This is a genomic window from Phenylobacterium sp. T106, assembly GCF_057219735.1.
Window position 1 is genome coordinate 17024 of sequence record NZ_JBXVWA010000016.1, and the last position, 24224, is coordinate 41247.

Genomic DNA, 24224 nt, shown 5'->3' on the forward strand with positions numbered 1-24224 from the left:
CGCGCGTCCCGCGCCTGTTGCGTCCGAGAGCCATGGCGGAAGAGAACGAGACACCGACCGAAGAGGGCGCCCCGGCGAGCGCCGAGCCGGACTGGTCCGCGGCCCAGACCGACGAGGGCCAGGCGGCCGAGCGCATCCTCAACCAGGACGAGATCGACAGCCTGCTGGGCTTCGACCTCTCCGAGGACGAGATCGCCGAGCGGACGGGCATCCGCGCCATCATCAACTCGGCGCTGGTCAGCTACGAGCGCCTGCCGATGCTGGAGATCGTCTTCGACCGCCTCGTGCGGTTGATGACCACCAGCCTGCGGAATTTCACCTCCGACAACGTCGAGGTCAGCCTCGACAACATCTCCTCGATCCGGTTCGGCGACTACCTGAACTCGATCCCGCTGCCGGCCATCCTGTCGGTGTTCCGCGCCGAGGAGCTGAACAACTACGGCCTGCTGACGGTCGACTCGAACCTGATCTACTCGATCGTCGACGTGCTGCTCGGCGGCCGCCGGGGCACGGCGGCGATGCGCATCGAGGGGCGGCCCTACACCACCATCGAACGCGTGCTCGTCCAGCGGATGGTCGAGGTGGTGCTGGCCGACGCCAAGGAGGCGTTCGAGCCACTGACGCCCGTGCACTTCACCCTGGACCGGCTGGAAACCAACCCGCGCTTCGCCGCCATCGCCCGGCCGGCCAACGCCGCCATCCTGGTGAAGCTGCGGATCGACATGGAGGACCGCGGGGGGCGCATCGAGCTCCTCCTGCCGTACGCCACGCTCGAGCCCATCCGGAAGATGCTGCTCCAGCAGTTCATGGGCGAGAAGTTCGGCCGCGACAACATCTGGGAAAGCCACCTCGCCACCGAGCTCTGGACGACCCAGATGGACGTGCGCGCCGTCCTCGACGAGCAGCAGATCAGCCTCAAGAAGGTGCTGGCGCTGAAGGTCGGCGACACCCTGATGCTGAACGCCACGCCCGACAGCCTGATCGAGCTGCGGGCAGGCCAGATCCCGCTCACCCGCGGCCGGATGGGCCGCCGCAACGCCCACATCGCCGTGCGCGTCGAAGCGCCGCTTTCCCCAGCCGCCAAGCAAGCCGTCACGAGGTCGCAATGAGCCTGATCGCCATCGGCATGAACCTGCTTCTCGCCGGCCTGCTGATCGCCGCCATGGCGGTGGGCCTGCGGCTGAACCGCAGGCTCAAGGCGCTGCGGGACAGCCACGAAGGCTTCGAGGCCGCGGTCCGGGAACTGAACCTTGCAGCGGTCCGCGCGGAGCAGGGGCTCGCGGACCTGCGCGCGGCCACCGACGAGGCCACCGACATCCTGTCGGACCGCATCGAAAAGGGCCGGGCGCTCGCCCAGAAGCTCGAGAAGCTGGTCTCGGCCGCGCCCGAGCTGCCGCGCGCCGCGGCGACGCCGGAGCGGAGCGTCCGCGCCATGCCGGCCGTCGCGCCGCCGCCGCGCGCCGCCGCCAGCGAGGATCGGCTGCAGTCGCTGCTGACCATGGCCCGCCAGAGGCTGGCCGCGCAGGAAGCCGCCCAGACGAGGCCGGACCTGGACGCCGAACCCCTGGTCGGCCGTGCGCCCCTGCCGGGCCGCCGCGTGCAGCCCAGCATCGACGATGACCTGTTCGAGGACGCGCCGCTCGCCCTCGACCGCCTGGCCGGAGTCCGCCGTTGAAGTCCGTTCCGCGCATCCTCCCGCTCGTGGGCGTCGCCATCGGCGGCGTCCTGGCCGTGAACGCCCTGGCCGGCGCGCGCGACCTGCCGAGCCTCGTCTCCGGCGCGCAGGCCTGGGCCGAGGAGGCCGCCAAGGGTGGCGAGAAGGCCGGCAAGGACGCCAAGCCCGACGCCAAGGACAAGGCCGGCGAGAAGCCCGAGGCCGCCAAGGACGCGGCTTCCGCGGGCCTGCCTGCGGCGTCGATCACGCCCAAGCCGGTTTGCGCGCCCACCGCCGCCGAGCTGGCGAAGCAGGCCGGGCTGTCGCCGGCCGAGCTGCAGGTGCTGCAGAGTCTTGGCGCCCGCCGCGGCGCGCTGGACGCGCGCGAAAACGACCTCAACACCCAGCTCGCCCTGATGGCGGCCGCCGAGGCCAAGCTGGACGCGAAGATCAAGGCGCTCAACGGCCTGAAGTCCGAGGTGAACGGCCTTCTCAACCAGTCCAACGCCAAGGAGCAGGCCGAGATCGACCGCCTGGTGAAGGTGTTCGAAGGCATGAAGGCGAAGGATGCAGCGCCCCGGCTGGCGGCGCTGGACGACAGCGTGCGCATTCCGATCGCCGCCAAGATGAAGGAGCGCGCGCTCTCCGCGATCGTCGCGCAGATGCCGGCCGCCGAGGCCAAGAAGCTCACCGAGGCCCTGGCCCGCCGCTACTCGGACGCCCAGGCGGCGGCCGCGCGGGCGAGCGCCGCCGCGGCCCAGGCCCAGGCCGCGCCCGCGAAGGCCAGCGTCGACCCGACCGCGCCCGAGCCCAAGGCCGCGCCGAAGCGCCAGGCCGCCGCCAAGCCGGCGCCGAGGGCGCCGCGCGCCCCGCCGGCCCAGCAGGCCGCCGCGAAGACGCCTGCTGCGTCGGCCCCGGCGGCGGCGCCGCCGACCGCGCCTGCGGCCGAGCCCGCGGCCAAGACCGGATAGGCGATGACGCTGAAGAAGGCCCTCCGATCCGGGGTCGCCGCGGCCTGCATCGCCAGCGTCGCCGCGCCCGCCGGGGTCGCCGCACCCGCGGTCAAGGCCGCCACCCAGCGTGGCGGCCCGGTCGTGCGCGTGGCGCAGGCGGAGACCTTCACCCGGCTCGAGATCGGCGGCCGGGTCGCGGCCCGGCGCGAGGGACAGACCCTCACGCTGTCGATGCCGGGCGATCCCGACGTGGCGCGTCTGCTGACCTCGCCGCCGAAGTGGATCAAGTCGGCGACCCGCACCCGGACCGGCGGCGGCGTCCAGCTGGTCCTGACGCTCGCCGACAACGCCGACGCCAAGGTCGGCCAGGCCGACGGCGCCACCTACGTCAACGTGTTCGAGAAGGCCGAGCCCGAGCCGGCCGCGGCCCCCGAGCCCGAACCGGTCGCCGTCGCCGAGGCCGAGCCGCCGCGGCCCGACCCGCTCCCCCCGGGCGGCGTCGTCAGGATGGCGGCGAACGTGGCCAACGGGCAGGCGCAGCTGTCGTTCACCTGGGCCAATCTCGCCGGCGCCGCCGTCTTCCGCCGCGGCGACGCCATCTGGGTCGTCTTCGACGCCCCGGCCACCCTCGACGTCTCGGCCGCGCCGCAGGGCGTGCGGCCGCTGCGGGGCGTGCAGGCGTTCAAGGGCGCCGATCACGCCGCGCTGCGGATCGAGGCCGACGCCGACGCCCCGGTGTTCGTCTCGTCCGTCGGTCCCACCTGGACGATCGCGCTGGGCCCGGGCTCGCAGGCGCAGCCGTCCATCGTGCGCGTGGCGCGCGACCCGGCGGGCGGCCCGGCGGCCCTGAAGGCGCCCGTCGCCGGGGCCACGCGCGTGATCAACCTGCCCGATCCGGTGGTGGGCGACACCCTGAAGGTGGTCACGGCGCTCGGCCCGCCGAAGGGCGTTCCCAGCCGCCGCGATTTCGTCGAGGCGGCCCTGCTGCCCTCGATCCAGGGCCTCGCCGTCGAGTCGCTGGCGGACGACCTGACCGTGGCGCGCGAGGGCGAGATCGTTCGGATCAGCCGGGGCGAAGGCCTGAGGCTGTCGCCGGCCTGGGCGTCGCGCGACAAGGAGGACCTGCGCCTGGGCGCGCCGCAGCCGGCGATCATGCCGGCGCTGGTCAATCCCGACTGGGCCAAGACCGGCGAGGGCGGCTTCCTGCGCCGGTACGACGCCCTGTTCGCGGCCGCGACGGCCGAGTCGGCGAACAAGGACCGTTCGGCGCCCGTCGGCGCCCGCATGGCCCTGGCGCGCTTCCTGGTCGGATCCGAGCTGAGCTACGAGGCGATCGGCCTGCTCAACAACCTGGCCCGCGAGCATCCCGAGATGCTCGACGACCCGGAGTTCCGCGGCCTGCGCGGCATCGCCCGCACCCTGGCCCGGCGCTACGCCGAGGCCGACACCGATTTCTCCGCGCCGAGCCTCGCCGACGACCCCTCGGCCGCCCTGTGGCGCAGCTACGTCAACACCCAGCTCGCGCACTACGCCGAGGCGCGGAGCTTCTTCGCCAAGGGCGTCGAGGCATACGGCCTGGTCCCGCCGCTCTGGAAGGCGCGCTTCGCGCGCGCCGACGCGCAGGCGGCCCTGGCCCAGGGCGACCTGGCGGCGGCCGATCTGCGCGTGCGCATGGCGCTGGAGGAGAAGGTCGATCCCGAGGAGCAGCTGCGGGCCCGGCTCATCCAGGCACGGGTCATCGAGCTGCAGGGCTCCAAGGCCAGGGCGCTGAAGATCTTCGCCGCCATCGCCACGGCGCCGATCGACTCCATCTCGGCGCCCGCGGAGCTGCGGGCGACGCAGATCCGTCTCGAGCTCGGCCAGATCAACGCGGCCCAGGCAGCCAACGTCTTCGACGGCCTGCGCTACCGGTGGCGCGGCGACGGGACCGAGCTGGAGACCATCCGCGCGCTCGGGCAGCTCTACCTGGGCCAGGGACGCTATCGCGAGGCGCTGGAGGCGCTGCGGTCGGCGGGCGTGCGCATGCCGGACCTGCCCGAGGCGCTGCAGCTGCAGGCGGACCTCAACGCGGCCTTCCGGAGCCTCTTCCTGGACGGCCTGGCTGACGGCCTGGAGCCGACGCAGGCACTGGCGCTGTTCTTCGACTTCAAGGAGCTGGCGCCGCTGGGCGCGGACGGCGACCTGATGGTGCGCAAGATCGTGCGCCGGCTCGTCGACGTCGACCTGCTGCCGCAGGCGGCCGATCTCCTGAAGTACCAGGCCACCGAGCGCCTGGACGGCGTGGCCAAGGCCCAGGTCTCCACGGACCTGGCGGTCATCTACCTCATGGACCGCAAGCCCGAGGCGGCGCTGGAGGCGATCAACGCCTCGCGGACGACCGTGCTGCCGACGGCGCTGAACGCGGAGCGCCGGCTGGTCGAAGCCCGGGCGTGGACGGCCCTCGGCCGCTTCGACAGCGCCCTGGAGATCATCGAGCGCGACTCCGGCCGCGAGGCGCAGGACCTGCGCGCCGAGATCACCTGGAAGCAGAAGAATTGGGCCGTCGCCGCGCCGCTGTTCGAGAAGAGCCTCGGCGACCGCTGGAAGACCGCCACGCCGCTCACCTCGGAGGAGGAAGGCCGGCTGCTGCGCGCGGGCGTCGCCTACAGCCTGGCCGGGGACGAGGGCGCGCTCGCGCGGCTCGAGAGCCGCTACCAGGGCTTCTACGAGAAGGCGAACAACCCCGAGGCGCTGAGGATCGCCCTGTCGGGCGTGCCCAGCGGGCGCCTGTCCGTGGCCGACTTCGGACGCGTTTCGGCCGACAACGAGGTGTTCGCCGGCTGGGTGGCCAAGATGAAGGGCCGCTTCAAGACGCGGCCCGCGCCCACCGGCCAGGCCAAGGCGCCCGCCGCGCCCGCCCGCCAGGCTCAGGCCCCGTCGCCCGCCCGCCCGGCCGCCAAAGGCTAGCCTCCGCCCGCGCCGCGCTGGAAGCTCTCGACCAGACTGCCGCAGACCAGGCGCCAGCCGTCCACCAGGACGAAGAAGATCAGCTTGAAAGGCAGGCTCACGACCACGGGCGGGAGCATCATCATGCCCATGCTCATCAGCACGCTGGCCACCACCAGGTCGATGACCAGGAAGGGCACGAAAAGCAGGAAGCCGATCTCGAACCCGCGCTTCAGCTCGCTGATCATGAAGGCCGGCGTGACCACCCGCAGCGGCGTGTCCTGCACGTTCGCCGGCCGCTCGATGCGCGACAGGCGCACGAAGAGGGCGAGGTCCTCCTGCTCCACCTGCGAGAGCATGAACTGCTTCACGGGGCCGCCGGCCGCGTCGAACGCCGCGGGCAGCTCCATCTGCTGGTCGAGGAGCGGCTTGACGCCCTCGTTGTAGGACCGCTCGAAGGTCGGCCCCATGACGATGGCGGTCAGGAAAAGGGAGAGGGAGATCAGGACGGCGTTGGGCGGGCTCTGCTGCAGCCCCAGCGCGGTCCGGAGCAGGGACAGGACCACCACGATGCGCACGAAACTGGTGGTCATGATGACGATGGACGGGGCGAGCGACAGCACCGTCAACAGGCCGACCAGCTGCACCACGCGTTCGGTGAGCCCGGCGCCGGTGCCGAGGTTGACGTTCAGCGTCTGGGCCATGGCCGCGACGGGCAGGGCCATCCCGACCAGCCCGGCCAGCGCGGAGATGAGGAACGCCCGCCGCCAGTCCCGGGCGGGCAGGGTGCAGAGGGCGTGCAGGAAGCTCATCGCGCTTCGCCCTTCGGCAGCTCGGCCAGCACCCGGCCTTCGCCCAGCATGACCAGGCGCTCGACCCCGTCGCACTCCACGATGATCAGGCGCCGGGTGGGATCCAGGACCAGGCTTTCCACCACCTTCAGGCGGCGTTCCTTCTTCGGCGTCTGCAGCCGGGCCACCGCGTCGGGCCCGTAGCGGCGCAGCGCCACGGCGGCGAGGCCGATGAGGCCCAGGGTCAGCGCCAGCGCGAAGGTGGCGCGCAGGAGGCTCGGGAAATCCATGAAGACGCTATGCTCTCGAGTGCGTCCGCAGTTCGCGCCTGAGTCTCTTAAATGCGGATTAACCCTGTTTCTTCAGGATCGGCCCCCATGAACCTGGCCGAAATCCCGCTCTTCTCGATGCTTCGTGGCCGGCTGGGGTACCTCAGCGAACGCCAGAAGGTCATCGCGCAGAACGTCGCCAACGCCGACACGGCCCGTTACACGCCCGAGGATCTGAAGCCCTTCAGCTTCGACGCCAAGGTGCAGATGGCGCGCGCCGGCCAGCCGGCCGGCGGGGTCGCGCCGATGGCCGCGACGCAGGCCGGGCACCTGGCGCCCAAGTCCCAGCCCCGCGGCCTCGGCTCGCAGTGGAAGACGACGAAGACGCCCGACTCCGAGACCACGCTCAACGGCAACTCCGTGGTGCTGGAGGAGGAGATGATCAAGATGAGCGACGCGCGGCTGCACTACGACGCGGCCATCAGCTTCTACCAGAAGTCGCTCAACATGCTCCGCCTCGCGGCGAAGCCGCCCGGCCGCGCCTAGGAGCCCGCTAGATGCCCGAGATCAAGCCCACCAGCGGCGTCGCCCAGTCCATCGCGGCCTCGGCCCTGCGCGCGCAGCAGGCGCGGATGCGGATCATCGCCGAGAACCTGGCCAACGCCGACACCACGTCGAAGACGCCGGGCGGCGATCCCTACCGCCGCCAGGAAGCCATCTTCGAGCCCACCCGCATAGGCGGCGCCAAGGGGGTGCGGATGAGCAAGGTGGAGCCGGACACCAGCGCCTTCCGGCAGGAGTACGACCCCGGCCACCCCTCGGCGGACGACAAGGGCTACGTGAAGCTGCCCAACGTGAACAGCCTGGTGGAGGCCCTCGACATGCGCGAGGCGCAGCGGGCCTACGAGGCGAACCTCAACGTGATCGAGACCAGCCGCGCGCTGCAGCTGCGCACGCTGGACCTCCTGAAGAAGTAGGGGCCTAGGCCATGATCACCCCGCTCGCCGCCGCCAAGGCCTACGCCAGCGCCCAGAAGGCCATGGGCGTCGAGGACGGCCTGGGCATGGGCTCGACCGCGGCGCCCGCCCAGGGCGGCTTCGGCGACCTCGTGAAGGCGGCCATCAGCGACGCCTTCTCGGCGTCCAAGACGGCCGAGACGCAGATGGCCGCGCAGGTGGCCGGCAAGGCCGAGCTCATCGACGTGGTCACGGCCATCTCGGCCGCCGAGGCCAGCCTCGAGACCGTCATGGCGGTGCGCGACCAGGTGATCTCCGCCTACCAGGAAATCATGCGCATGCCGATCTGAGGCCGGCGCCGCGGCGTCGTCTCGCCGCCTACCGGATCTCTGCGCAGGCCACGCGCGCCCCCGCGCCCCCGATGGGCTGGCTCTTGTGGTCGTCGGCATTGGCGTGAACCACCACGGCCGAGCCGTCGGCGTCCTTCAACTTGTCCAGGGTCACCAGCGTCGTGAACACCTCGGCCGCGGCGGCTCCGTCGGCGCCGGCGTGGATGTTCGGCAGGTCGCCCAGGTCGTTCGCGGCGGGGTTCAGCAGGCCGTGGACCGCCGCCTCGGGCCCGTGGACGTGCGCGCCCGCCGTCGTGAAGTCCGACTTCGAGCAGTCGGCCTTCTCGTGGAAGTGCAGGCCGTGCCAGCCGGCCGTGAGACCCTTGGCCTCCACCTTCATCAGCACGCCCTTCGGCGCCGCCGTCAGCGTGACCGACCCAATCGTCTTCCCGGCGCCGTTCTTCAGGTCGGCCGAGGCGGTGGCCGGCGCCTGGGCCGAGGCGGACGAGGCGACAAGCAGGGCGGCGAGGACGGCGGGAAGGCGCATGGGAGAACTCCTTGGGTGTCGGGGAAGTCTAGACTGCTCGGGCGAGGCAACCCAAGCCGTGCTAGGTCTGTTCCATGGCCGTGCCCGCGATCCGCCTGTCCGACGTCGCGCTCCGCTACCCGAACGGCGTTTCGGCGCTGGAGGATATCGACCTCGAGGTCGCGCCGGGCGAGTTCGTCGCCCTGGTCGGCGGCTCGGGCTCGGGGAAGACGTCCCTGCTCAAGACCGTGAACGGGCTGGTCCGGCCGGCCACGGGCCAGGTGGCCGTGTTCGGGGAAGACGTGGCCTCCACGCCGCCGCACGTCCTGCGCCGCCGGATCGGCTATGTGTTCCAGGACATCGGCCTCTTCCCCCACCTCACGGTGGCCGAGAACATCGCCATCACGCCCAAGCTGCTCGGCTGGGACCCCGCGCGCCGCGCCGCGCGCGCGGCCGAGCTGCTCGAGCTGGTGGCCCTGCCGGCGGACGTGGGCGGGCGGCCGCCCGCGGCGCTTTCGGGCGGCCAGCGCCAGCGGGTGGGCGTCGCCCGCGCGCTCGCCGCCGAGCCGCGGCTGATGCTGATGGACGAGCCGTTCGGGGCCCTCGATCCCGTCACCCGCGACGCGCTCGGCGGCGAGTACCGCGCGCTCCACGAACGGCTCGGCCTGACGACGCTGATGGTGACGCACGACATGACCGAGGCCGTGCTGCTCGCCGATCGGATCGTGGTCCTGCAGGCCGGCCGCATCCTCGGCGACGGAAGCCCCGCGGCGCTGCTCGACGCCTCGGCCCATCCGCACGTTCGCGACCTTCTGGAAGCGCCCCGCCGGCAGGCCGAGCGCCTGCGGCAGCGGCTCGGCGCGTGAGGCCGCACTGATGGACCCCCAGCTCGCCGCCGCCTTCGAACGCCTGCCCGAGTACCTCGCGTGGCACGTGCTGCTGTCGGTGAGCGCCCTGGCCCTGGGGCTGGCGATCAGCCTGCCTCTGGCGGTGGCGGCGGCGCGGCGGCCGCGCCTGCGCTGGCCCGCCCTCGCATCCGCCAGCCTGATCCAGACCATTCCCAGCCTGGCGCTCCTGGCGCTCTTCTATCCCCTGCTGCTGGCGCTTGCCGCGCTGTCGGAGAGCCTCTTCGGGCGCGGGTTCTCGGCCCTCGGCTTCCTGCCGTCGCTTCTCGCGCTGACGCTCTATTCGGTGCTGCCGATCCTTCGGAACGGGGTGGCCGGGATCACCGGGGTGGACCCTGCCATCGTCGAGGCGGCCGACGGCGTGGGCATGACGCCGCGCCAGAAGCTGCTGCAGGTTGAGCTGCCGCTCGCCGCGCCGGTCATCATGGCCGGCGTCCGCACCGCGGCCGTCTGGACCATCGGCGCCGCCACCCTGGCCACGCCAGTGGGGCAGACCAGCCTCGGCAACTACATCTTCGCGGGCCTGCAGACCGAGAACTGGGTGTCGGTGCTGTTCGGCTGCGCCGCGTCCGCCGTCCTGGCGCTGACGGCCGACCAGCTGATCGGCCTCGTGGAGACGGGCGTCCGCAGGCGCCGTCGCGCGTTCGTGGTTGCGGGGGCCGTGGGCCTGGTCGTCGGCGCGGCCGTGGCCATGGCGCCGCTGGTCACGCGGCTCGAGGGGGGGCGCAGCTATGTGGTCGGCGCCAAGAACTTCTCCGAGCAGTACATCCTGGCCGAGCTGATGGCCGTGCGCCTCGAGCGCGCCGGCGCCGCCGTGCGCCGCAAGGAGGACCTGGGGTCTGCGGTCGCCTACCGGGCGCTCGCCGCCGGCGAAATCGACGTCTACGTCGACTATTCGGGCACGCTGTGGACCGCCGTGCTGGGGCGCACCGACAACCCCGGCCGCAAGGCGGTGCTGGATCAGCTCACCGCCGAACTCGCGCGCCGCGACGGCGTGCGGGTGCTGGGCTCGCTGGGCTTCGAGAACGCCTACGCCTTCGCCATGCGCCCGGACCGGGCGCGGGCGCTGGGGGTCGCCTCGCTCGACGATCTGGCCCGCGTCGCGCCGCGTCTCACGCTGGGGGCCGACGTGGAGTTCCTGTCACGGCCCGAGTGGAAGGCGGTGGAGTCAGCGTACGGGCTGCGGTTCCGGAACAGCCGCTCGTTCCAGCCCACCTTCATGTACCGCGCCCTGGCCTCGGGAGACGTGGACGTCATCAGCGCCTTCTCGTCCGACGGCCGGATCGCCGCGGACCGGCTGGTGGTCCTTTCGGATCCCCGGGGCGCGATCCCGCCCTACGACGCGGTGATCCTGGTGTCCCCGAAGGCGGCCGGCGACCGGCGGCTCGTCGAGACGCTGACGCCGCTGGTCGGATCCATATCCGTGGAAGCCATGCGGGCGGCCAACCTCCTGGTGGATCGCGACACCGCCAAGATGACGCCCGCGCAGGCCGCGGGGACGCTCGAGCGGCGCTGAATCGCGCGGGCGGGTCGAAAGATCACGCCTGGGAGGCGAAGGCGGTTGCCGAAGCGTCACGCAGTTCCTCTAAGGTCGGGGCGACGATCCCGGCCCAGTGGCGGCCGGGCAGGGGCCGGCTGCGGTCCGGTTTTGTGGGGGTAAGACATGAGGTTCACACGGCTTGCCGGAACGGCGCTCGCGATGTCGCTCGCCATGGGCGGCACGGCCCTGGCTCAGGGGACCATCTCCAGCGTCGGCGACGGGTTCTCGGCCGGCATCGGCGCGAACGGCGAGCTGTACAGTTCCGGCGACGGGACGGGCTTCCGGCGCAACGGCGACGGCTACGATCCGATCTATCCGGGCACGCCGCGGGATTCCTGGGGGGTCGCCGTGGTCGGCGGCGGCGGCGCCTATGGCGACCAGGCCTTCTTCGGCCCCTCCAACATCGTCAGCACGACCTCGGTGTTCGGCAGCGCGGGCGCCCTCGTCACCACCAGGACGAACCTGGGGCTCACCGTCGAGCAGGACTACAGCTTCGTCTCCGGCGGCAACATCCTGCGCATCCTCACCAGCGTCACCAACACCGGCGGAGACCTGGGCGAGGTCCTCTTCCAGCGCAACGTCGACTGGGACATCGCCCCTAACGAGACGGACGAGCGCGTGACGGGTCCCTACGGGGCGTTCGGCGCCGTGGTGGATTCGAGCTACCTGGGTTTCGAGGATCCGGACCCCAACACGCCCTATGGCTTCAGCTGCTTCGCGGGCTGTGACGCCACCGGCGATCTCGGGGGTGGGATCAAGATCAGCCTGGGCGGCCTCGCGGGCGGTGCGACCAAGCGGTTCATCTACTACTACGGCCTGAGCGACGTGGGGCAGTCGACGCAGGACCTGATCGCCGAGGGCCAGGCGGCCGGCGCCCGCTACCTCATCGCCGGCGCCAGCCATGGCGGCGAGAACTCGGCCTTCATCGGCGTCGGCGCCGTGGTGCCCGAGCCCGGCGCCTGGGCCATGATGATCCTGGGCTTCTTCGGCCTTGGCTCCATCCTGCGCCGCCGGCCAACCGCGGCGGCCTGACCGACGGACGTGGGCGACCTAGCCTTTCGTTAACCATGACGGGCCAAGAGTGAGCAGCCGCGGCGTGCGCCGCGGCGTGCTTGCTTCCCGTGAGGTTTCCGCATGAACGGCGCCGAAGTTCTGGACGTCGGACGCGACGCCATCTGGCTCACGATCCAGCTGTCGGCCCCGGTCCTGATCGTCGGCCTGATCGTCGGCGTGGGCATAGGCCTGCTCCAGGCGCTGACGCAGATCCAGGAGCAGACGCTGGTCTACGCCCCGAAGATCGTCGCCATTTTCGTCTCGCTGCTGCTCTTCCTGCCCCTGATGGGCGCCCTGATGAGCGGCTTCATGCGCAACATCGCGGCCCGAATCGCCGGCATGTAGGGCGGCGCGGCCGTGGAATCCTACGCCACAGCCCAGCAGGTCTTCGCCGCCGGCCTCGTCTTCGCGCGCCTGGGCGCTATCGTCATGCTGCTGCCGGGCATGGGCGAGACGTTCATCCCGCCGCGGATCCGCTTGGCCTTCGCGCTCGCCTTCACGCTCATGCTGTTCCCCCTGCTCGCGGGGTCCGTGCCGCCCCTGCCGGCGGACGCGGCGGGGCTCTTCGGAGCGGTGATCAAGGAAGTGCTGATAGGGCTGATGATCGGCGGCATCCTGCGCCTGTTCATGAGCTCGCTGGCCACGGCGGGCGAGATCGTTTCGCTGCAGACGACCCTCTCGTTCGCCCAGACCGCGAACCCGTCCCAGGCCCAGCCCTCGACGACGCTCAGCACCTTCCTGGGCCTCATCGGCATCACCCTGATCTTCGCCACCGACCTGCACCACCTCTTCGTGGCCGCGATCGTCGAAAGCTGGGACCTGTTCCCGTTCTCCCGCGACGTGCCGATCGCCGACGCCGGGCAGCTGGCGATCCAGACGGTGGGCCGCTCCTTCGCGCTGGGCCTGCAGCTCGCGGCGCCCGTCGTGGTGTTCTCGCTGGTCTTCAACATCGCCACCGGGCTGGTCGGGCGGGTGATGCCGCAGTTCCAGGTGTTCTTCGTCGCCACGCCGCTCAACGTGCTCCTCGGCCTTTCGGTGTTCGCCCTCAGCCTGGGCGTCGTCGGCGTGGTCTGGGTGGACCGCTATCGTGACCTCATCGGGCTCTTCTCCCGATGAGCGAGGGTCCCGATCGCGAGTCCAAGACAGAAGAAGCCACCCCGCGAAAGCTCGAACAGGCGCGGGAGAAGGGCGACGGCGCCAAGACCATGGACCTCGCGTCGTTCGCGACGCTCAGCGCGGCCGCGGCGGTCGTGATCATGGCCGGCGGCTGGCTCTCGCGCGACATGGCGGCCCAGCTGACGCCCTTCATCAGCCGTCCGGATTCGATCCCCCTCGAGGGCGGCGGCGGCGTGGCCGTGCTGCGCCACGCGGTGATGGCCGGCGCGCCGGCCCTGCTGGCGGTGATGGCCGCCACGGCCGTCGCGGGGGTCGCCGCCAATCTCCTGCAGGGCGGCCTTCACCTCACGCCCGAGAAGCTGAAGCCCGACTGGTCGAAGGTCGCGCTGGACAAGGGCTTCGTGCGCCTCTTCGGTCCCGACGGGCTGATGCAGTTCGCCAAGTCGGCGGTGAAGGTGGTCGTGATCGCCCTCCTGGCCTGGTGGGTGCTGAAGCCGGCGGCGGCCGAGCTTTCCTCGCTCTCGGCGCTCGATCCGGCGGCGATGCTCCCCTACAGCATCGACGTCCTGAAGCGGCTCGTCTTCGCGGTCGCGGCGCTGACCCTGGTGGTGGCCGCCGGCGACTGGCTCTGGCAGCGCCAGCGCTTCCTCACCCGCAACCGCATGACCCGCGAGGAAGTGAAGGAAGACTACAAGCAGACCGACGGCGATCCGCACGTGAAGGCGCGGCAGCGCCAGCTGCGGCACGAGCGCGCCCGGCGGCGCATGATGCAGGCGGTGCCCGACGCGACCGTGGTGATCATGAACCCGACCCACTACGCCGTGGCGCTCCAGTACGAGCAGGGCGAGCACGCCGCCCCGATCTGCGTGGCCAAGGGCCTCGACTCCCTGGCGCTCAAGATCCGCGAGATCGCCGAGGAGGCCGGCGTGCCGGTCATCGAGGACCCGCCGCTCGCCCGCGCCCTCTACGCGGCGGTCGACATCGACGACATGATCCCGGCGGCCCACTTCGAGGCCGTCGCCAAGATCATCGGCTTCATTCTCGGCGCCGGCCGCGACCGCGCCGCGCGAGCCGCCCGATGAGCCTTCGGACGCCGGCCGCCGCCCGGGCGGGCGCAGGCGACGTTTTCGCCCTTTTCCGGGTTCCCGGGCCCTTGTGAGACAATGCAGATCACCGATTCGCCGGAGGCGCCGACGCTCGCCATGGCCGAGCCGCCGTCCAAGACCCGCAAGACCGATCCGCTGATCGCGCTCGCGGTCCTGTTCTTCCTGCTGGCCGTAGCCTTCGCCGCGGCCCCGCTGTTGAACGCAGGGCCCGAGACGCTGGCCGGCTCGCTCCTGCTGTTCGGCCTGGCGGGCGTCTGCTGCCTGGGCCTGTTCGTGCTGCGCGGCGCGCCGGACGAGCCGGTGGAGCCCGAGACGGGGGCGGAGGCGTTCCTGGCCGCGCTCGACGAGCCCGCCGCGGTCGCCGCGCCGGACGGACGGCTGCTCACCGCCAACCCGGCCTGGCGCGCGTCGATGGGTCCCGCGCCGCGCCTGCCCAAGAGCGGGGCCGCCGCGTCCAGCCTCTTCGCCGCCCTGGCGGCGGCCCGGCGCGGGGACCTTGGGCGGGCCGCGATCAGGATGGGCGGCCAGGAGCACGAGGCGCTGGTCTCGCCGATCGGGCCGCGCCGGTTCCTGGTGCGACTGACGGGCCGCGGCAGCGGTCCCCTGGCGCTGCCGTCGTCCGCGATGGAAGTGCTGAACGCCGTCGCCTCGGCGAAGGCGCCGCCGCCCAGGGTGCTGGACGCCTTCGCCGCGGCCTCGCCCTTCGGCGCGGCCCTGCTGGAGGGCGACGACCCGTTCGAGGCCCGGATCGTGGAGGCCAACCCGGCGCTCGCTGCGGTGGCGAAGGGCGGCGAGGCGGGCCAGGTCTTCGGCGACCTGATCGAGCCGGCCAGCCGTCTGGACGCCGCGTTCCGCCTGCACGAAGGCCGCGCTGGCCCGGCGCCCCTCGAGGTGCGCCTGGCGCATGATCCTACGCGCATCGCGCACCTCTACCTCTCCCAGAGCAGCGGACGCTGGGTGGCCTATCTCGTCGACGTGTCCGAGCAGAAGCAGGTCGAGCTGCAGCTCAGCCAGAGCCAGAAGATGCAGGCCATCGGCCAGCTCGCCGGCGGCGTGGCGCACGACTTCAACAACCTTCTGACCGCCATCCTCATGCAGCTGGACGTCCTGTCGACCCGCCACCCGGTCGGCGACCCCAGCTACGAGGGGCTCAACGAGATCAAGCAGACCTCGATGCGGGCGGCGGACCTCGTCCGCAAGCTGCTGGCCTTCTCGCGCAAGCAGACGGTCCAGCGCGAGATCCTCGACGTCGGCGAGATGATCTCGGAGTCCGAGGTGCTCCTGCGCCGGCTGCTGCACGAGGACATCAAGCTGGCGACGGACTACGGCCGGAACCTGCCCCATGTGCGCGCCGACCGCAGCCAGCTCGACACCGCGATCATGAACCTCGTCGTGAACGCCCGCGATGCGATCCGCAGCCACGGCGGCGGGACGATCCGCATCCGCACCGCCCGCGTCACGCAGGAGGAGGCCCGCAACCTGGGCTATCCGTCCGCGGTGGGCGACCAGGCCATGGTCGAGGTCGGCGACGACGGTCCGGGCATCCCGCCCGACGTCATGGACAAGATCTTCGACCCGTTCTTCACCACCAAGCCGGTGGGCGAGGGGACGGGGCTGGGCCTGGCCACGGTCTACGGCATCGTCAAGCAGTCCGACGGCTGGATCGCGGTGGCCTCGAAGCCCGGGGAGGGGGCGGCGTTCCGCATCTTCCTGCCCGTCCACATTGCGCCCGCCCAGGCGGCGCCCGCCCCGCAGGCGGCCGCGCCGAAGCGCCCCGCCGCGCGCGACCTCTCGGGCGCGGGCCGAATCCTCTTCGTGGAGGACGAGGACGCCGTGCGCGGCGTGGCGGCCAAGCTGCTGCGCGCGCGAGGGTACGAGGTCATCGAGGCGGCGTCCGGCGAGGAAGCCCTGGAGTACGCCGAGACCCATGCCGGCGAGATCGACCTGATGATCTCGGACGTGGTGATGCCCGGCATGCAGGGACCGGACCTCCTGAAGCAGGCGCGCCAGTACCTGGGCGCGGCGCCGGTGATGTTCATCTCGGGATATGCCGAGAGCGAGTTCTCGGACCTGCTCGAGGGCGAGCGCAACGTCTCGTTCCTGCCCAAGCCGATCGACATCAAGACCCTGGCCGAGCGCGTGAAGCAGGAGCTGCAGAAGGCCGCCTGACCGGCGGGGGTCGGGCGCGTGCGGCTTGCCAACGCGGCGGCTGCGGGCCATGGAGCCGGGATGTCCCAGCCGCCCGCCGAGCCCCGACGCTTCACCTTCGAGCAGCTCTTCGAGCTGGCCTCCGCCGCCACCCGCGACGGGCGCTTCGGCGACGCCGAGGGCCTCTACCGCGCCCTCATGAAGGGCTCGCCGCCGCCGGCGGTGCCGCTGAACCTCGGCCTCGTCCTGGAGGACCAGGGCCGCTACGCGGACGCAGAGGCGCTCTACCGGGCCGAGCTCGCCAGGCGGCCGGGCGATCCCGAGTTCGAGCGGCGGCTGGGCTATCTGGCCCTTCGCGACGGCCGCCTCGCCGAGGGCTGGCCCCTCTACGAGCGCCGCATCCGGCCGGGCCAGCGCAAGCCCCAGTTCAGCTTCCCGGAGTGGACCGGCCAGCCCGTCGGCAGCCTGCTGATCGTGCTGGAGCAGGGCCTGGGCGACCAGATCATGTTCGCGCGGTTCGTCCGCCCCCTCGTCGAACGCGGGATCGACGTGACGCTCACCTGCCGCTCCAGCCTTACCCGCCTGTTCGAGCACCTGGGCGTCCGCCTGCTGAGCGGCGAGGGCCGTGTGGAGATCCCGCCGCACGACGCCTGGATCCTCACCGGCTCGCTGCCCTGGCGTCTCGGCGCGACGCTGGAGACCATCCCGCCCGCGCCCTACCTGCCGTCGAAGCCGGGCGGCGCCGGGATCGGCTTCGTCGGCAAGGGCAGCGCCGAGCACGTCAACGACCGCAACCGCTCGCTCCCCGACGACCTGGCGGCGCAGATCCTGGCCTGGCCCGGCGTCCGCAGCCTCGCGCCCGAGGACAACGGCGCCCGGGACTTCGAGGACACCCGCCGCATCATCGAGGACCTCGACGTGGTCGTGAGCGTCGACACGGCCGTCGCCCACCTGGCGGGCGCGATGGGCAAGCCCTGCTTCCTGATGCTGCCGTTCAATGCGGACTGGCGCTGGCTGCGGGACCGCCGGGACACCCCCTGGTATCCGTCCGTGACGATCTTCCGCCAGGCGAAGCCGGGCGACTGGGCCGGCGTGCTGGCCGAGGTGAAGGCGGCCCTGGATGCGCGGGCGTGACGCCGTGAGGGCGCCCCGGCCGCCTGTCCGCCGCGTGGCCGGCCGCGCGGTCGGCGCCTCGGCGACCGGGGCGGAGGCCGTGGGCTCGGCCGGCCTCGGCGCCGCGATCGTGGGCGCCGTGGCGCTCGGCGCGGCGGCCCTGGGCGCGCTCGCCATCGGCCGGCTGGCGATCGGACGCCTCACGGTTCGCAGCGTGCGTATCCGCCGCCTGGAGGTGGACGAACTCACGGTGGGCCGCCTGACGGTCCGCGAGGCCGACCAGCCCTTGCGCCGCCGGTGATCCCGCGCGACCCTGCCGCCAACAGAAAGAGCGGTATGGGAGGACGGCGATGGCGGGCTTCAATGCGAACGGGACGCTGAAGGGCAGGGTGGCGGTGGTCACCGGCGCCAGCCGCGGCATCGGCGAGGCCATCGCGGTGCGCCTGGCCATGGAGGGCGCCAAGGTGGTCGCCTCGGCCCGCACCGCCGAGCCCGGCGAGAGCAAGCTGCCGGGCACGCTGCACGCCACCGTGGACCGCATCCGCGCCTTCGGCGGCGAGGCCATGGCGGTCAAGGCCGACCTGTCGGACGAGGCCGATCGCGTCCGCCTCATCGACGAGGCGGTCGCCGCCTACGGCCCCGTCGACATCCTGGTCAACGACGCGGCGGTCACCTTCTTCATCCCCGTCGAGACGTTCCCCAAGAAGCGCTTCGACCTGATGATGGAGGTCCAGGTCTGGGCGCCGTTCCACCTCTCGCAGCTGGTCCTGCCCTCGATGCGCGAGCGCAAGCAGGGCTGGATCGTCAACATCTCGTCGGGCGCCGGCATCCATCCCAAGCAGCCCTACAACCGGCGGGGCGGCGGCACGGTCTACGGCATGTGCAAGGCGGCGCTGGAGCGCTTCACCACCGGTCTCGCGTCCGAGGTCTACGACGACAACATCGCCGTGAACGTGGTCTCGCCAGGCCTGGTCGACACGCCCGGCGTGGCCGTCCATGGCCTGATCAACGAGCAGACCAAGGACCGCGTGCAGCCGATCGAGTACATTGCGGAAGCCGTCTACCAGCTCTGCAAGGGCGACCCGAAGACCATGACCGGCCGCATCGACTACGCCGCGCCCTTCCTCGAGGAGCTGAACCTCAAGCCCAGCGAGCTGGCGTAAGCGCTCGGCGGTTGCAGCCGACCGTCCCGGCGAACGCCGGGACCCAGATCGCAGGGCTCCGTACGCCGGGCCGGCCCGTTCGGGGGCCGCGCGCCACGTGATCTGGATCCCGGCTTTCGCCGGGATGCTCGGTAGAAGGAAAAAGACCCATGATCGAGCAGACTGTCGACATCCCCACGAAGGACGGGGCGACCACCACCTTCATCGTCCACCCCGAGCGGGGCGGGCCGCATCCCATCGTGCTCTTCTACATGGACGCGCCGGCCATCCGGGAGGAGCTGCGCGACATGGCCCGGCGTATCGCCACCGTCGGCTACTACGTGATGCTCCCCAACCTCTACTACCGGCGCGGCGTCCTGGAGCTGGCCGACCTGCCGCCGCTGCCCGAGGCCGAGGCGCGGGCGCGCATGTTCGACCTGATGGGCTCGATCAACATCCCGATGGTCATGTCTGACACCGACGGCCTGCTGGACTTCGCCGACCGGGACGCCGCCGCAAGCCCCGGCAAGGCGGGCGCGATCGGCTACTGCATGAGCGGCCAGTACGCGATCAACGCCGCGGCCCACCATCCCGAGCGCATCGCCTGCGCCGCCTCGCTGTACGGGGTGCAGCTGGTCACCGACCGACCGGACAGTCCGCACCTGGCGGCGCAGAAGACGCGCGCCGAGCTCTACTTCGCCTGCGCCGAGCACGACAGCTACGCGCCGCTCGAGATGGTCGAGGCCCTGGACGCAGCGCTGAAAGGCCGCGCCAACGCCGAGGTCGAAATCTACCGCGGCGCCCACCACGGCTTTGCCTTCCCCCAGCGCGGCGCCGTCTACGACAAGCCCTCCGCCGAACGACACTGGGAGCGCCTCTTCGCCCTGTTCCAGCGGAACCTCGGCTAGGCGGCGCCCCTCATCGCTGCGCGACGCTGGACCTCCCCCAGGAGGGGAGGATCCGAAGGCGTGAAATGCTCTCCCTCTGGCGGAGCTCGCGAAGCGAGAGGGGGTCAGCCCTCCTTCGTGCGATAGTCCCCGAACGCGGAATCCCGCGTGTCCAGCGCCTGCTTCACGCCCTCGCGCATCTTGGCCATGAACTCGCGGCTGGCCTTGGTGTGCCAGCCCAGCGCGTGCAGCTCGGTGCCCGCCCGCAGGCCCGCGCGCATGCCCATGGCCTCCATCTGGCGGTGCACCAGCCGCTTGTTCAGCTGCGCCAGTTCGGGGTCGACCTTGGCGATCCGTTCGGCCATGGCGGTCACCGCCGGCTCCAGCTCCTCCACCGGATAGGCGCGATTGGCGAAGCCCAGCTGCGCGGCCTCGACGCCCGAGATCGAGTCTCCGGTCAGCATCAGCTCCATGGCCGCGCGCATGCCCATGAGCCACGGATAGAACTGGTTGTCGGGCGAGCTCATCGTCCGCACGGCCGGATAGCCAACCTGGGCGTCCTCGGCGATGTAGACGAGGTCGCAGGCGAACGCGAGTTCCGAGCCGCCCGCCAGGCACCAGCCATGCACCTGGGCGATGATCGGCTTGGCCAGGTCCCACATGCGGAAGCAGCCTTCCACCACGTGCCGCGCCCACTGGCCCTGGGCGCCCGCGGTGTGGAACGGCAGCTCGCCCACGCCGGCCAGGTCGTAGCCCGACGAGAAGCACTTGCCCGCCCCGCGCAGGACGATCACCCGCACTTCGGGATCCTTGTCGGCGGCCTCCAGCGCGGCGAACAGCTCGCCCCGGAGCTGGTTCGACAGCGCGTTGCGCTTCTCGGGACGGTTCAGGGTCAGCCGCCGCACGCCGGGCCCGGGGCTGTCGGTGAGCAGGATGGGTTGATCGGCCATGGGGTCCTCCTGGACCGCATTGGCCAACCGGCGCCCCAAGGTCAGTAAAGCGGTCGTTCGTCAGTCCCGCGCCGGATCCTGCGCCACGACGGGGGGAATCCAGCCGGGCTCGAGCGCCTTTCGCGGGTGCACGGAGCTGACCATCCCCATGAAGGGCGGGTGGATGTCGTAGCCCAGCAGCGTCTGCAGGCGGGGCGACATGGCGCGCGCCCGCTCGGGCGGGATCCCCAGGAAGAAGTTCTCCTGTGTGCGCCCCCAGGGCTCGCAATACTGGTTCGTGAAGCCCAGCCGGGGCCGGTCGGTGCGGTTGGCGCCGCCGCGGTGGAGACAGGTCCCGGCCATGACGAAGCAGGCGCCGGCGGGCATCTCCATCGGGACCAGCAGGGCCTCGAGCGCGTCCTGGGTGTTCGGCCGGTCTGGATCGCCGAAGTCGCCCCACAGATGGCTTCCCGGGATCACCTCGGTGCAGCCGTTGGCCTGGGTGAAGTCGTCGATCGCCCCGATCACCGTCATGCTGATGGCCGGTCGCGGGCGCGGCTGGCGATAGAAGCCGTCGTCGGTGTGCAGGTCCTGGGCCGTCTCGCCGGGGTTGATCTGGATCGACTGACTGGCGGTGAGCAGGTAGCCGGGCTGAAGGAACCGGTCGAGGATCGCCAGGATCCGCGGGTCGGCCGTCAGGTCCTCGAACACGCGCCCGCGCGCCACCAGGGTGTAGACCCGCTCGGTGCGATAGCCCTCGAAGCTGTTTCGCCCATGATGCGCGCCGATGAAGGGAGCCAGGGTCTCGCGCGCCTCTCGGAGCGTGTCGGCGTCCATGAAGTCGCGGATCACCGTGAAGCCGCGCTCGCGGATCTCGGCGACGTGGCCGTCGACGTCGAAGGGCGCCGCGGGTTTGTCCATCTGGCCTCGTCTCCCTATTGTGGCGAAGTCTAGCACGCTCCGTCCGGAGGACCGCCGATGACCGACCTGAAGATCCGCCGCGTCGCGGGCGCGCTGGGCGCCGAGATCGAGGGCGTCGACCTCGCCAGGCCGCAGAGCGACGAGACCATCGCCGCCATCCGCCGCGCCCTGGTGGAACACCAGGTGATCTTCTTCCGCGACCAGGACCTGACGCCCGAGCAGCAGGTGGCGTTCGGCCGCCGCTTCGGGCCGCTGAACATCCACCCCTACGTCGCCGGCATGGCCGAGCACCCCGAGGTGATGGAGATCATCAAGGAGCCCTCGGACAAGACCAACTTCGGCGGCGGCTGGCACTCGGACATGAGCTTCCTGGAAACGCCCGCCATCGGCTCGATCCTCTACGCGGTCGAGTTGCCGGACTGGGGCGGCGACACGCTCTTCGCGAGCCAGGCCGCCGCCTTCGGGGCCCTGTCGCCGGGCCTGCAGAGGACCCTCGAGGGCCTGAACGCCGTCCACTCCGCCAGCCGCGAGTATTCGGCCGGCGGCCATTCGGCGCAGAAGCGCGGCTCGATGAAGGTGGCCGAGGCGGACGGCTACGTCGGCGAATTCGTGCACCCGGTGGTGCTGACCCACCCCGAGACCGGCCGCAAGGCGCTCTATGTGAACCCGGCCTTCACGCTGCGGTTCGAGGGCTGGAAGGCGCGCGAGTCCAAGCCGCTGCTGGACTACCTCTTCGAGCACTGCCGCTACGAGGGCTTCACCTGCCGCTTCGCCTGGCGGCCGGGCTCGGTGGCCTTCTGGGACAACCGCTCGGTCTGGCACTTCGCCTTGAACGACTATCCGGGCCAGCGCCGCCACATGCGCCGCGTGACCGTCGACCCCTGGCCGGCGCAGGCGCGCGTGCCGGCGGCGGCGGAATAGGGGCTCCGGGTCACCCGGTCCTGGCGCCGGCCACCCGCCGCACCGCCTCATCGATGGCCCGCAGCGTCCGCTCGCCGAAGAAGCGGCCGAAGGCGGCCACGGCCTTTCCCTCGGCGTCGAAGACGTAGGTCTTGGGCAGGCTCACGACGGCCTGCTGGGTGAAGGCGGCGTAGACCGCCCGCGCGTCCAGCCCCTGCGTGTAGTTCATCTCGGCCTTGCGGCGGAACGCGTCCAGGCGGATCGGGTCCGGCCGGGCGTCCAGGTTGAGCCCGACCATCGCCAGGGCCGCTTCCGGATAGAGCAGGCGAAGGCGCGCCAGCCGGCGGCCTTCCAGCGCGCATGGGGCGCACCAGGTGGCCCAGAAGCTGACGACGGCGGGCCGTGGCGGACCCAGCAGGCGACCGAGGGTCGAGGGCTCGCCGTCCAGCCGCTTCACGGGCAGGTCGCGATACTGGCTGAGCGCGCCGGGCAGCGCCGGCTGGTCGGCCAGCCGCGAGTCGGCGGCCCGGGCGGGCGTGGCCGCGGCGGTCAGGCCCGCGATGACATGGCGCCGATCCAGCATGATGGCGGTCCCCAGCAACCGGCCATCGGTGGAGCCGCCCGCCTGAACGGCGGCTGAACGGTCAAGCTTGGCGGGACGCCCAGGCCAACACGCCGCGAGCGGCCCACGCGGCCGTGGCGAACGTCGCCTGCAGCAGGTAGCCGCCGGTGGGCGCCTCCCAGTCGACCATCTCGCCGGCCACGAACACGCCGGGCCGCGCGCGCAGCATCAGCCGCTCGTCCACCGCCCCCAGCCGCACGCCGCCGGCCGACGAGATCGCCCGCGCCAGCCCCTGCGCGCCCGTCAGCCGGATCGGCGCGGTCTTGATCGCCCGCGCCAGGGCGCCGGGCTCCGCGGGGAGGTTCCTGCCGTGCGCCTCGCGCAGCAGGTTCGTCTCGACCGGCGTCAGCTTCAGCGCCTTCCTCAGATGGTTCGACAGGGACGCGGCGCCGCGTCCCTGGCTCAGCCGTGCGGTCAGGGCGCCCACCGACATGTCCGGCCGCAGGTCGAGGGTCACCGTGGCCGATCCTTCGGCCTCGATCGCGTCCCGCAGCGGCGCCGACAGCGCATAGACCGCGCCGCCCTCGAGCCCGTAGCGGGCCACCATGGCCTCGCCGCGCACCGTCCGGCCGCCGAAGCTGAGGGCGATCCCCTTCAGCGGCTGGCCCGCAAAGCCCTGCATCACCGGGCTCCAGGTCGCGTCGAATCCCATGTTGGCCGGCCGGAAGGGCGCCACGTCCCCGACCCAGGCCGCCCACGCCCCGTCCGACCCCAGCTTCGGCCAGCTCGCCCCGCCCAGCGCCAGCACCGTGGCGTCCGGCCGCTCGGTGATCTCCCCGTCCGGAGTCGCGAACCGCAGCGCGCCGGCTGCGTCCCAGCCCAGCCAGGTCGTCCGCGTCCGCACCGTCACGCCCAGCGCCGCCAGCCGCGCGAGCCACGCCCGCAGCAGCGGCGACGCCTTCATCGCCTTCGGGAACACCCGGCCCGACGACCCGACGAAGGTCGGCTGTCCCAGCCCCTCGGCCCAGGATCGCAGGTCGGCCGGGGTGAACGCCTCCAGCATCGGGCGCGCCCAACCGGCGGCCGCGCCGTACCGGCCGGCGAAGGCCTCGAAGTCCTCGGCATGCGTGAGGTTCAGCCCGCCGCGCCCCGCCATCAGGAACTTGCGGCCGACGGACGGCATCTTCTCGTAGACGGTGACGGCGCAGCCAGCCTGCGCGAGGCGCTCGGCCGCGAACAGCCCCGCCGGGCCGCCGCCGACGACGGCGACCGAGATCGTGAGAGGCGCGCGCATGAGCCGTCTTTATCCGCGGCCCGCCCGACACGCCAATGCGAGCTGCCGCCGGCGTCCCGGCATTCACCGGGACCCCCGGCGCCTAGGACCAATCCACATTCAGGATTCCCAGATCTGAAGGGTGCTGAATCAATCCGTCTCCGGGTTTCTGATTCGGAGCGGGTTGATGGGCGTGAAGCGCTACGAGCTGAGCAGGGCGCAGTGG

Annotated in this window: 26 protein-coding genes; 19 read left to right on the top strand and 7 right to left on the bottom strand. The window is 71.9% G+C overall.

Annotation, left to right across the window (positions count from 1 at the left end; genetic code table 11):
- Positions 1-32: 32 nt before the first annotated feature.
- The 4 genes from fliM to AC2D8W_RS22100 are packed head-to-tail and all read left to right on the top strand — an operon-like array spanning position 33 to position 5553.
- On the top strand, positions 33-1109 hold the full coding sequence (gene fliM / locus AC2D8W_RS22085) for a flagellar motor switch protein FliM (protein ID WP_484673340.1): 1077 nt from the start codon (positions 33-35) through the stop codon (positions 1107-1109).
- Positions 1106-1675, top strand: a complete 570-nt coding sequence (locus AC2D8W_RS22090; protein ID WP_484673341.1) for a DUF6468 domain-containing protein — start codon at positions 1106-1108, stop codon at positions 1673-1675. The genes fliM and AC2D8W_RS22090 overlap by 4 nt, the downstream gene beginning before the upstream one ends.
- Positions 1672-2625: a MotE family protein gene (locus AC2D8W_RS22095; protein WP_293480672.1), complete on the top strand. Its 954-nt coding sequence runs from the start codon at positions 1672-1674 to the stop codon at positions 2623-2625. The genes AC2D8W_RS22090 and AC2D8W_RS22095 overlap by 4 nt, the downstream gene beginning before the upstream one ends.
- A 3-nt stretch (positions 2626-2628) precedes the next feature.
- Positions 2629-5553 (top strand): tetratricopeptide repeat protein, encoded by a 2925-nt coding sequence (locus AC2D8W_RS22100; protein WP_484673342.1) that lies wholly within the window; start codon positions 2629-2631, stop codon positions 5551-5553.
- Here AC2D8W_RS22100 and fliP read toward each other — a convergent pair.
- Positions 5550-6344, bottom strand: a complete 795-nt coding sequence (gene fliP / locus AC2D8W_RS22105; protein WP_484673343.1) for a flagellar type III secretion system pore protein FliP — start codon at positions 6342-6344, stop codon at positions 5550-5552. The genes AC2D8W_RS22100 and fliP overlap by 4 nt on opposite strands.
- A complete protein-coding gene (locus tag AC2D8W_RS22110) occupies positions 6341-6613 on the bottom strand; it encodes a flagellar biosynthetic protein FliO (protein ID WP_484673344.1) in 273 nt (90 codons plus the stop codon). The genes fliP and AC2D8W_RS22110 overlap by 4 nt, the downstream gene beginning before the upstream one ends.
- Positions 6614-6700: 87 nt before the next feature.
- Between AC2D8W_RS22110 and flgB the strand changes: the two genes are divergently transcribed.
- Genes flgB through fliE form a run of 3 tightly spaced genes read left to right on the top strand, consistent with a single transcriptional unit; the run spans position 6701 to position 7898 of the window.
- On the top strand, positions 6701-7138 hold the full coding sequence (gene flgB, locus AC2D8W_RS22115; RefSeq protein WP_484673345.1) for a flagellar basal body rod protein FlgB: 438 nt from the start codon (positions 6701-6703) through the stop codon (positions 7136-7138).
- 11 nt (positions 7139-7149) lie between these two features.
- Positions 7150-7569: a flagellar basal body rod protein FlgC gene (flgC, locus tag AC2D8W_RS22120; protein WP_484673346.1), complete on the top strand. Its 420-nt coding sequence runs from the start codon at positions 7150-7152 to the stop codon at positions 7567-7569.
- A gap of 11 nt (positions 7570-7580) precedes the next feature.
- Positions 7581-7898, top strand: coding sequence for a flagellar hook-basal body complex protein FliE (gene fliE, locus AC2D8W_RS22125; protein ID WP_484673347.1), 318 nt, complete (start codon positions 7581-7583; stop codon positions 7896-7898).
- Between the two features lie 28 nt (positions 7899-7926).
- Here the strand turns inward: fliE and AC2D8W_RS22130 are convergent, their stop codons facing one another.
- Complete coding sequence (locus tag AC2D8W_RS22130; RefSeq protein WP_484673348.1) at positions 7927-8424, bottom strand: superoxide dismutase family protein; 498 nt, start codon at positions 8422-8424, stop codon at positions 7927-7929.
- A gap of 74 nt (positions 8425-8498) precedes the next feature.
- Here AC2D8W_RS22130 and AC2D8W_RS22135 point away from each other — a divergent pair, with 74 nt between their 5' ends.
- The 11 genes from AC2D8W_RS22135 to AC2D8W_RS22185 all read left to right on the top strand — a co-directional run bounded on the left by AC2D8W_RS22135 (position 8499) and on the right by AC2D8W_RS22185 (position 19434).
- Complete coding sequence (locus AC2D8W_RS22135) at positions 8499-9269, top strand: ATP-binding cassette domain-containing protein (protein ID WP_484673349.1); 771 nt, start codon at positions 8499-8501, stop codon at positions 9267-9269.
- Positions 9270-9279: 10 nt separating this feature from the next.
- Positions 9280-10824, top strand: coding sequence for an ABC transporter permease/substrate-binding protein (locus AC2D8W_RS22140; protein WP_484673350.1), 1545 nt, complete (start codon positions 9280-9282; stop codon positions 10822-10824).
- A 147-nt stretch (positions 10825-10971) separates the two neighbouring features.
- Positions 10972-11880 carry a PEP-CTERM sorting domain-containing protein gene (locus tag AC2D8W_RS22145; RefSeq protein WP_484673351.1) on the top strand — a complete coding sequence of 303 codons (909 nt, stop codon included), beginning with the start codon at positions 10972-10974 and terminating at the stop codon, positions 11878-11880.
- Between the two features lie 102 nt (positions 11881-11982).
- A complete protein-coding gene (gene fliQ, locus AC2D8W_RS22150) occupies positions 11983-12246 on the top strand; it encodes a flagellar biosynthesis protein FliQ (RefSeq protein WP_293480838.1) in 264 nt (87 codons plus the stop codon).
- A 12-nt stretch (positions 12247-12258) separates the two neighbouring features.
- A complete protein-coding gene (fliR, locus tag AC2D8W_RS22155; protein ID WP_293480840.1) occupies positions 12259-13017 on the top strand; it encodes a flagellar biosynthetic protein FliR in 759 nt (252 codons plus the stop codon).
- Positions 13014-14099 (top strand): flagellar biosynthesis protein FlhB, encoded by a 1086-nt coding sequence (flhB, locus tag AC2D8W_RS22160; RefSeq protein WP_293480842.1) that lies wholly within the window; start codon positions 13014-13016, stop codon positions 14097-14099. The genes fliR and flhB overlap by 4 nt, the downstream gene beginning before the upstream one ends.
- 81 nt (positions 14100-14180) lie before the next feature.
- Positions 14181-16292: a cell cycle histidine kinase CckA gene (gene cckA, locus AC2D8W_RS22165; protein WP_484673352.1), complete on the top strand. Its 2112-nt coding sequence runs from the start codon at positions 14181-14183 to the stop codon at positions 16290-16292.
- Between the two features lie 60 nt (positions 16293-16352).
- Positions 16353-17405, top strand: coding sequence for a tetratricopeptide repeat protein (locus AC2D8W_RS22170; RefSeq protein ID WP_484673353.1), 1053 nt, complete (start codon positions 16353-16355; stop codon positions 17403-17405).
- Complete coding sequence (locus AC2D8W_RS22175; RefSeq protein WP_484673354.1) at positions 17392-17685, top strand: hypothetical protein; 294 nt, start codon at positions 17392-17394, stop codon at positions 17683-17685. Before AC2D8W_RS22170 ends, AC2D8W_RS22175 begins: the two co-directional genes overlap by 14 nt.
- Positions 17686-17734: 49 nt before the next feature.
- The gene (locus AC2D8W_RS22180) at positions 17735-18547 is read left to right on the top strand and encodes an SDR family NAD(P)-dependent oxidoreductase (RefSeq protein WP_293480848.1); all 813 of its coding nucleotides are present in this window, start codon (positions 17735-17737) and stop codon (positions 18545-18547) included.
- Positions 18548-18696: 149 nt separating this feature from the next.
- Complete coding sequence (locus AC2D8W_RS22185) at positions 18697-19434, top strand: dienelactone hydrolase family protein (RefSeq protein ID WP_484673355.1); 738 nt, start codon at positions 18697-18699, stop codon at positions 19432-19434.
- Between the two features lie 104 nt (positions 19435-19538).
- Here AC2D8W_RS22185 and AC2D8W_RS22190 read toward each other — a convergent pair whose 3' ends face one another.
- Positions 19539-20363: an enoyl-CoA hydratase-related protein gene (locus AC2D8W_RS22190; RefSeq protein WP_484673356.1), complete on the bottom strand. Its 825-nt coding sequence runs from the start codon at positions 20361-20363 to the stop codon at positions 19539-19541.
- Positions 20364-20423: 60 nt separating this feature from the next.
- The gene (locus AC2D8W_RS22195) at positions 20424-21263 is read right to left on the bottom strand and encodes a phytanoyl-CoA dioxygenase family protein (protein WP_484673357.1); all 840 of its coding nucleotides are present in this window, start codon (positions 21261-21263) and stop codon (positions 20424-20426) included.
- 57 nt (positions 21264-21320) lie between these two features.
- On the opposite strand from AC2D8W_RS22195, the gene AC2D8W_RS22200 reads away from it, so the two are divergent.
- Positions 21321-22184 (top strand): TauD/TfdA dioxygenase family protein, encoded by an 864-nt coding sequence (locus tag AC2D8W_RS22200; RefSeq protein WP_484673358.1) that lies wholly within the window; start codon positions 21321-21323, stop codon positions 22182-22184.
- A gap of 10 nt (positions 22185-22194) precedes the next feature.
- Here the strand turns inward: AC2D8W_RS22200 and AC2D8W_RS22205 are convergent, their stop codons facing one another.
- Together AC2D8W_RS22205 and AC2D8W_RS22210 are read right to left on the bottom strand one after the other, a co-directional pair.
- Positions 22195-22746, bottom strand: a complete 552-nt coding sequence (locus AC2D8W_RS22205) for a TlpA family protein disulfide reductase (RefSeq protein ID WP_484673359.1) — start codon at positions 22744-22746, stop codon at positions 22195-22197.
- 61 nt (positions 22747-22807) lie between these two features.
- Positions 22808-24019, bottom strand: coding sequence for a TIGR03862 family flavoprotein (locus AC2D8W_RS22210; RefSeq protein WP_484673360.1), 1212 nt, complete (start codon positions 24017-24019; stop codon positions 22808-22810).
- Between the last annotated feature and the right edge of the window lie 205 nt (positions 24020-24224).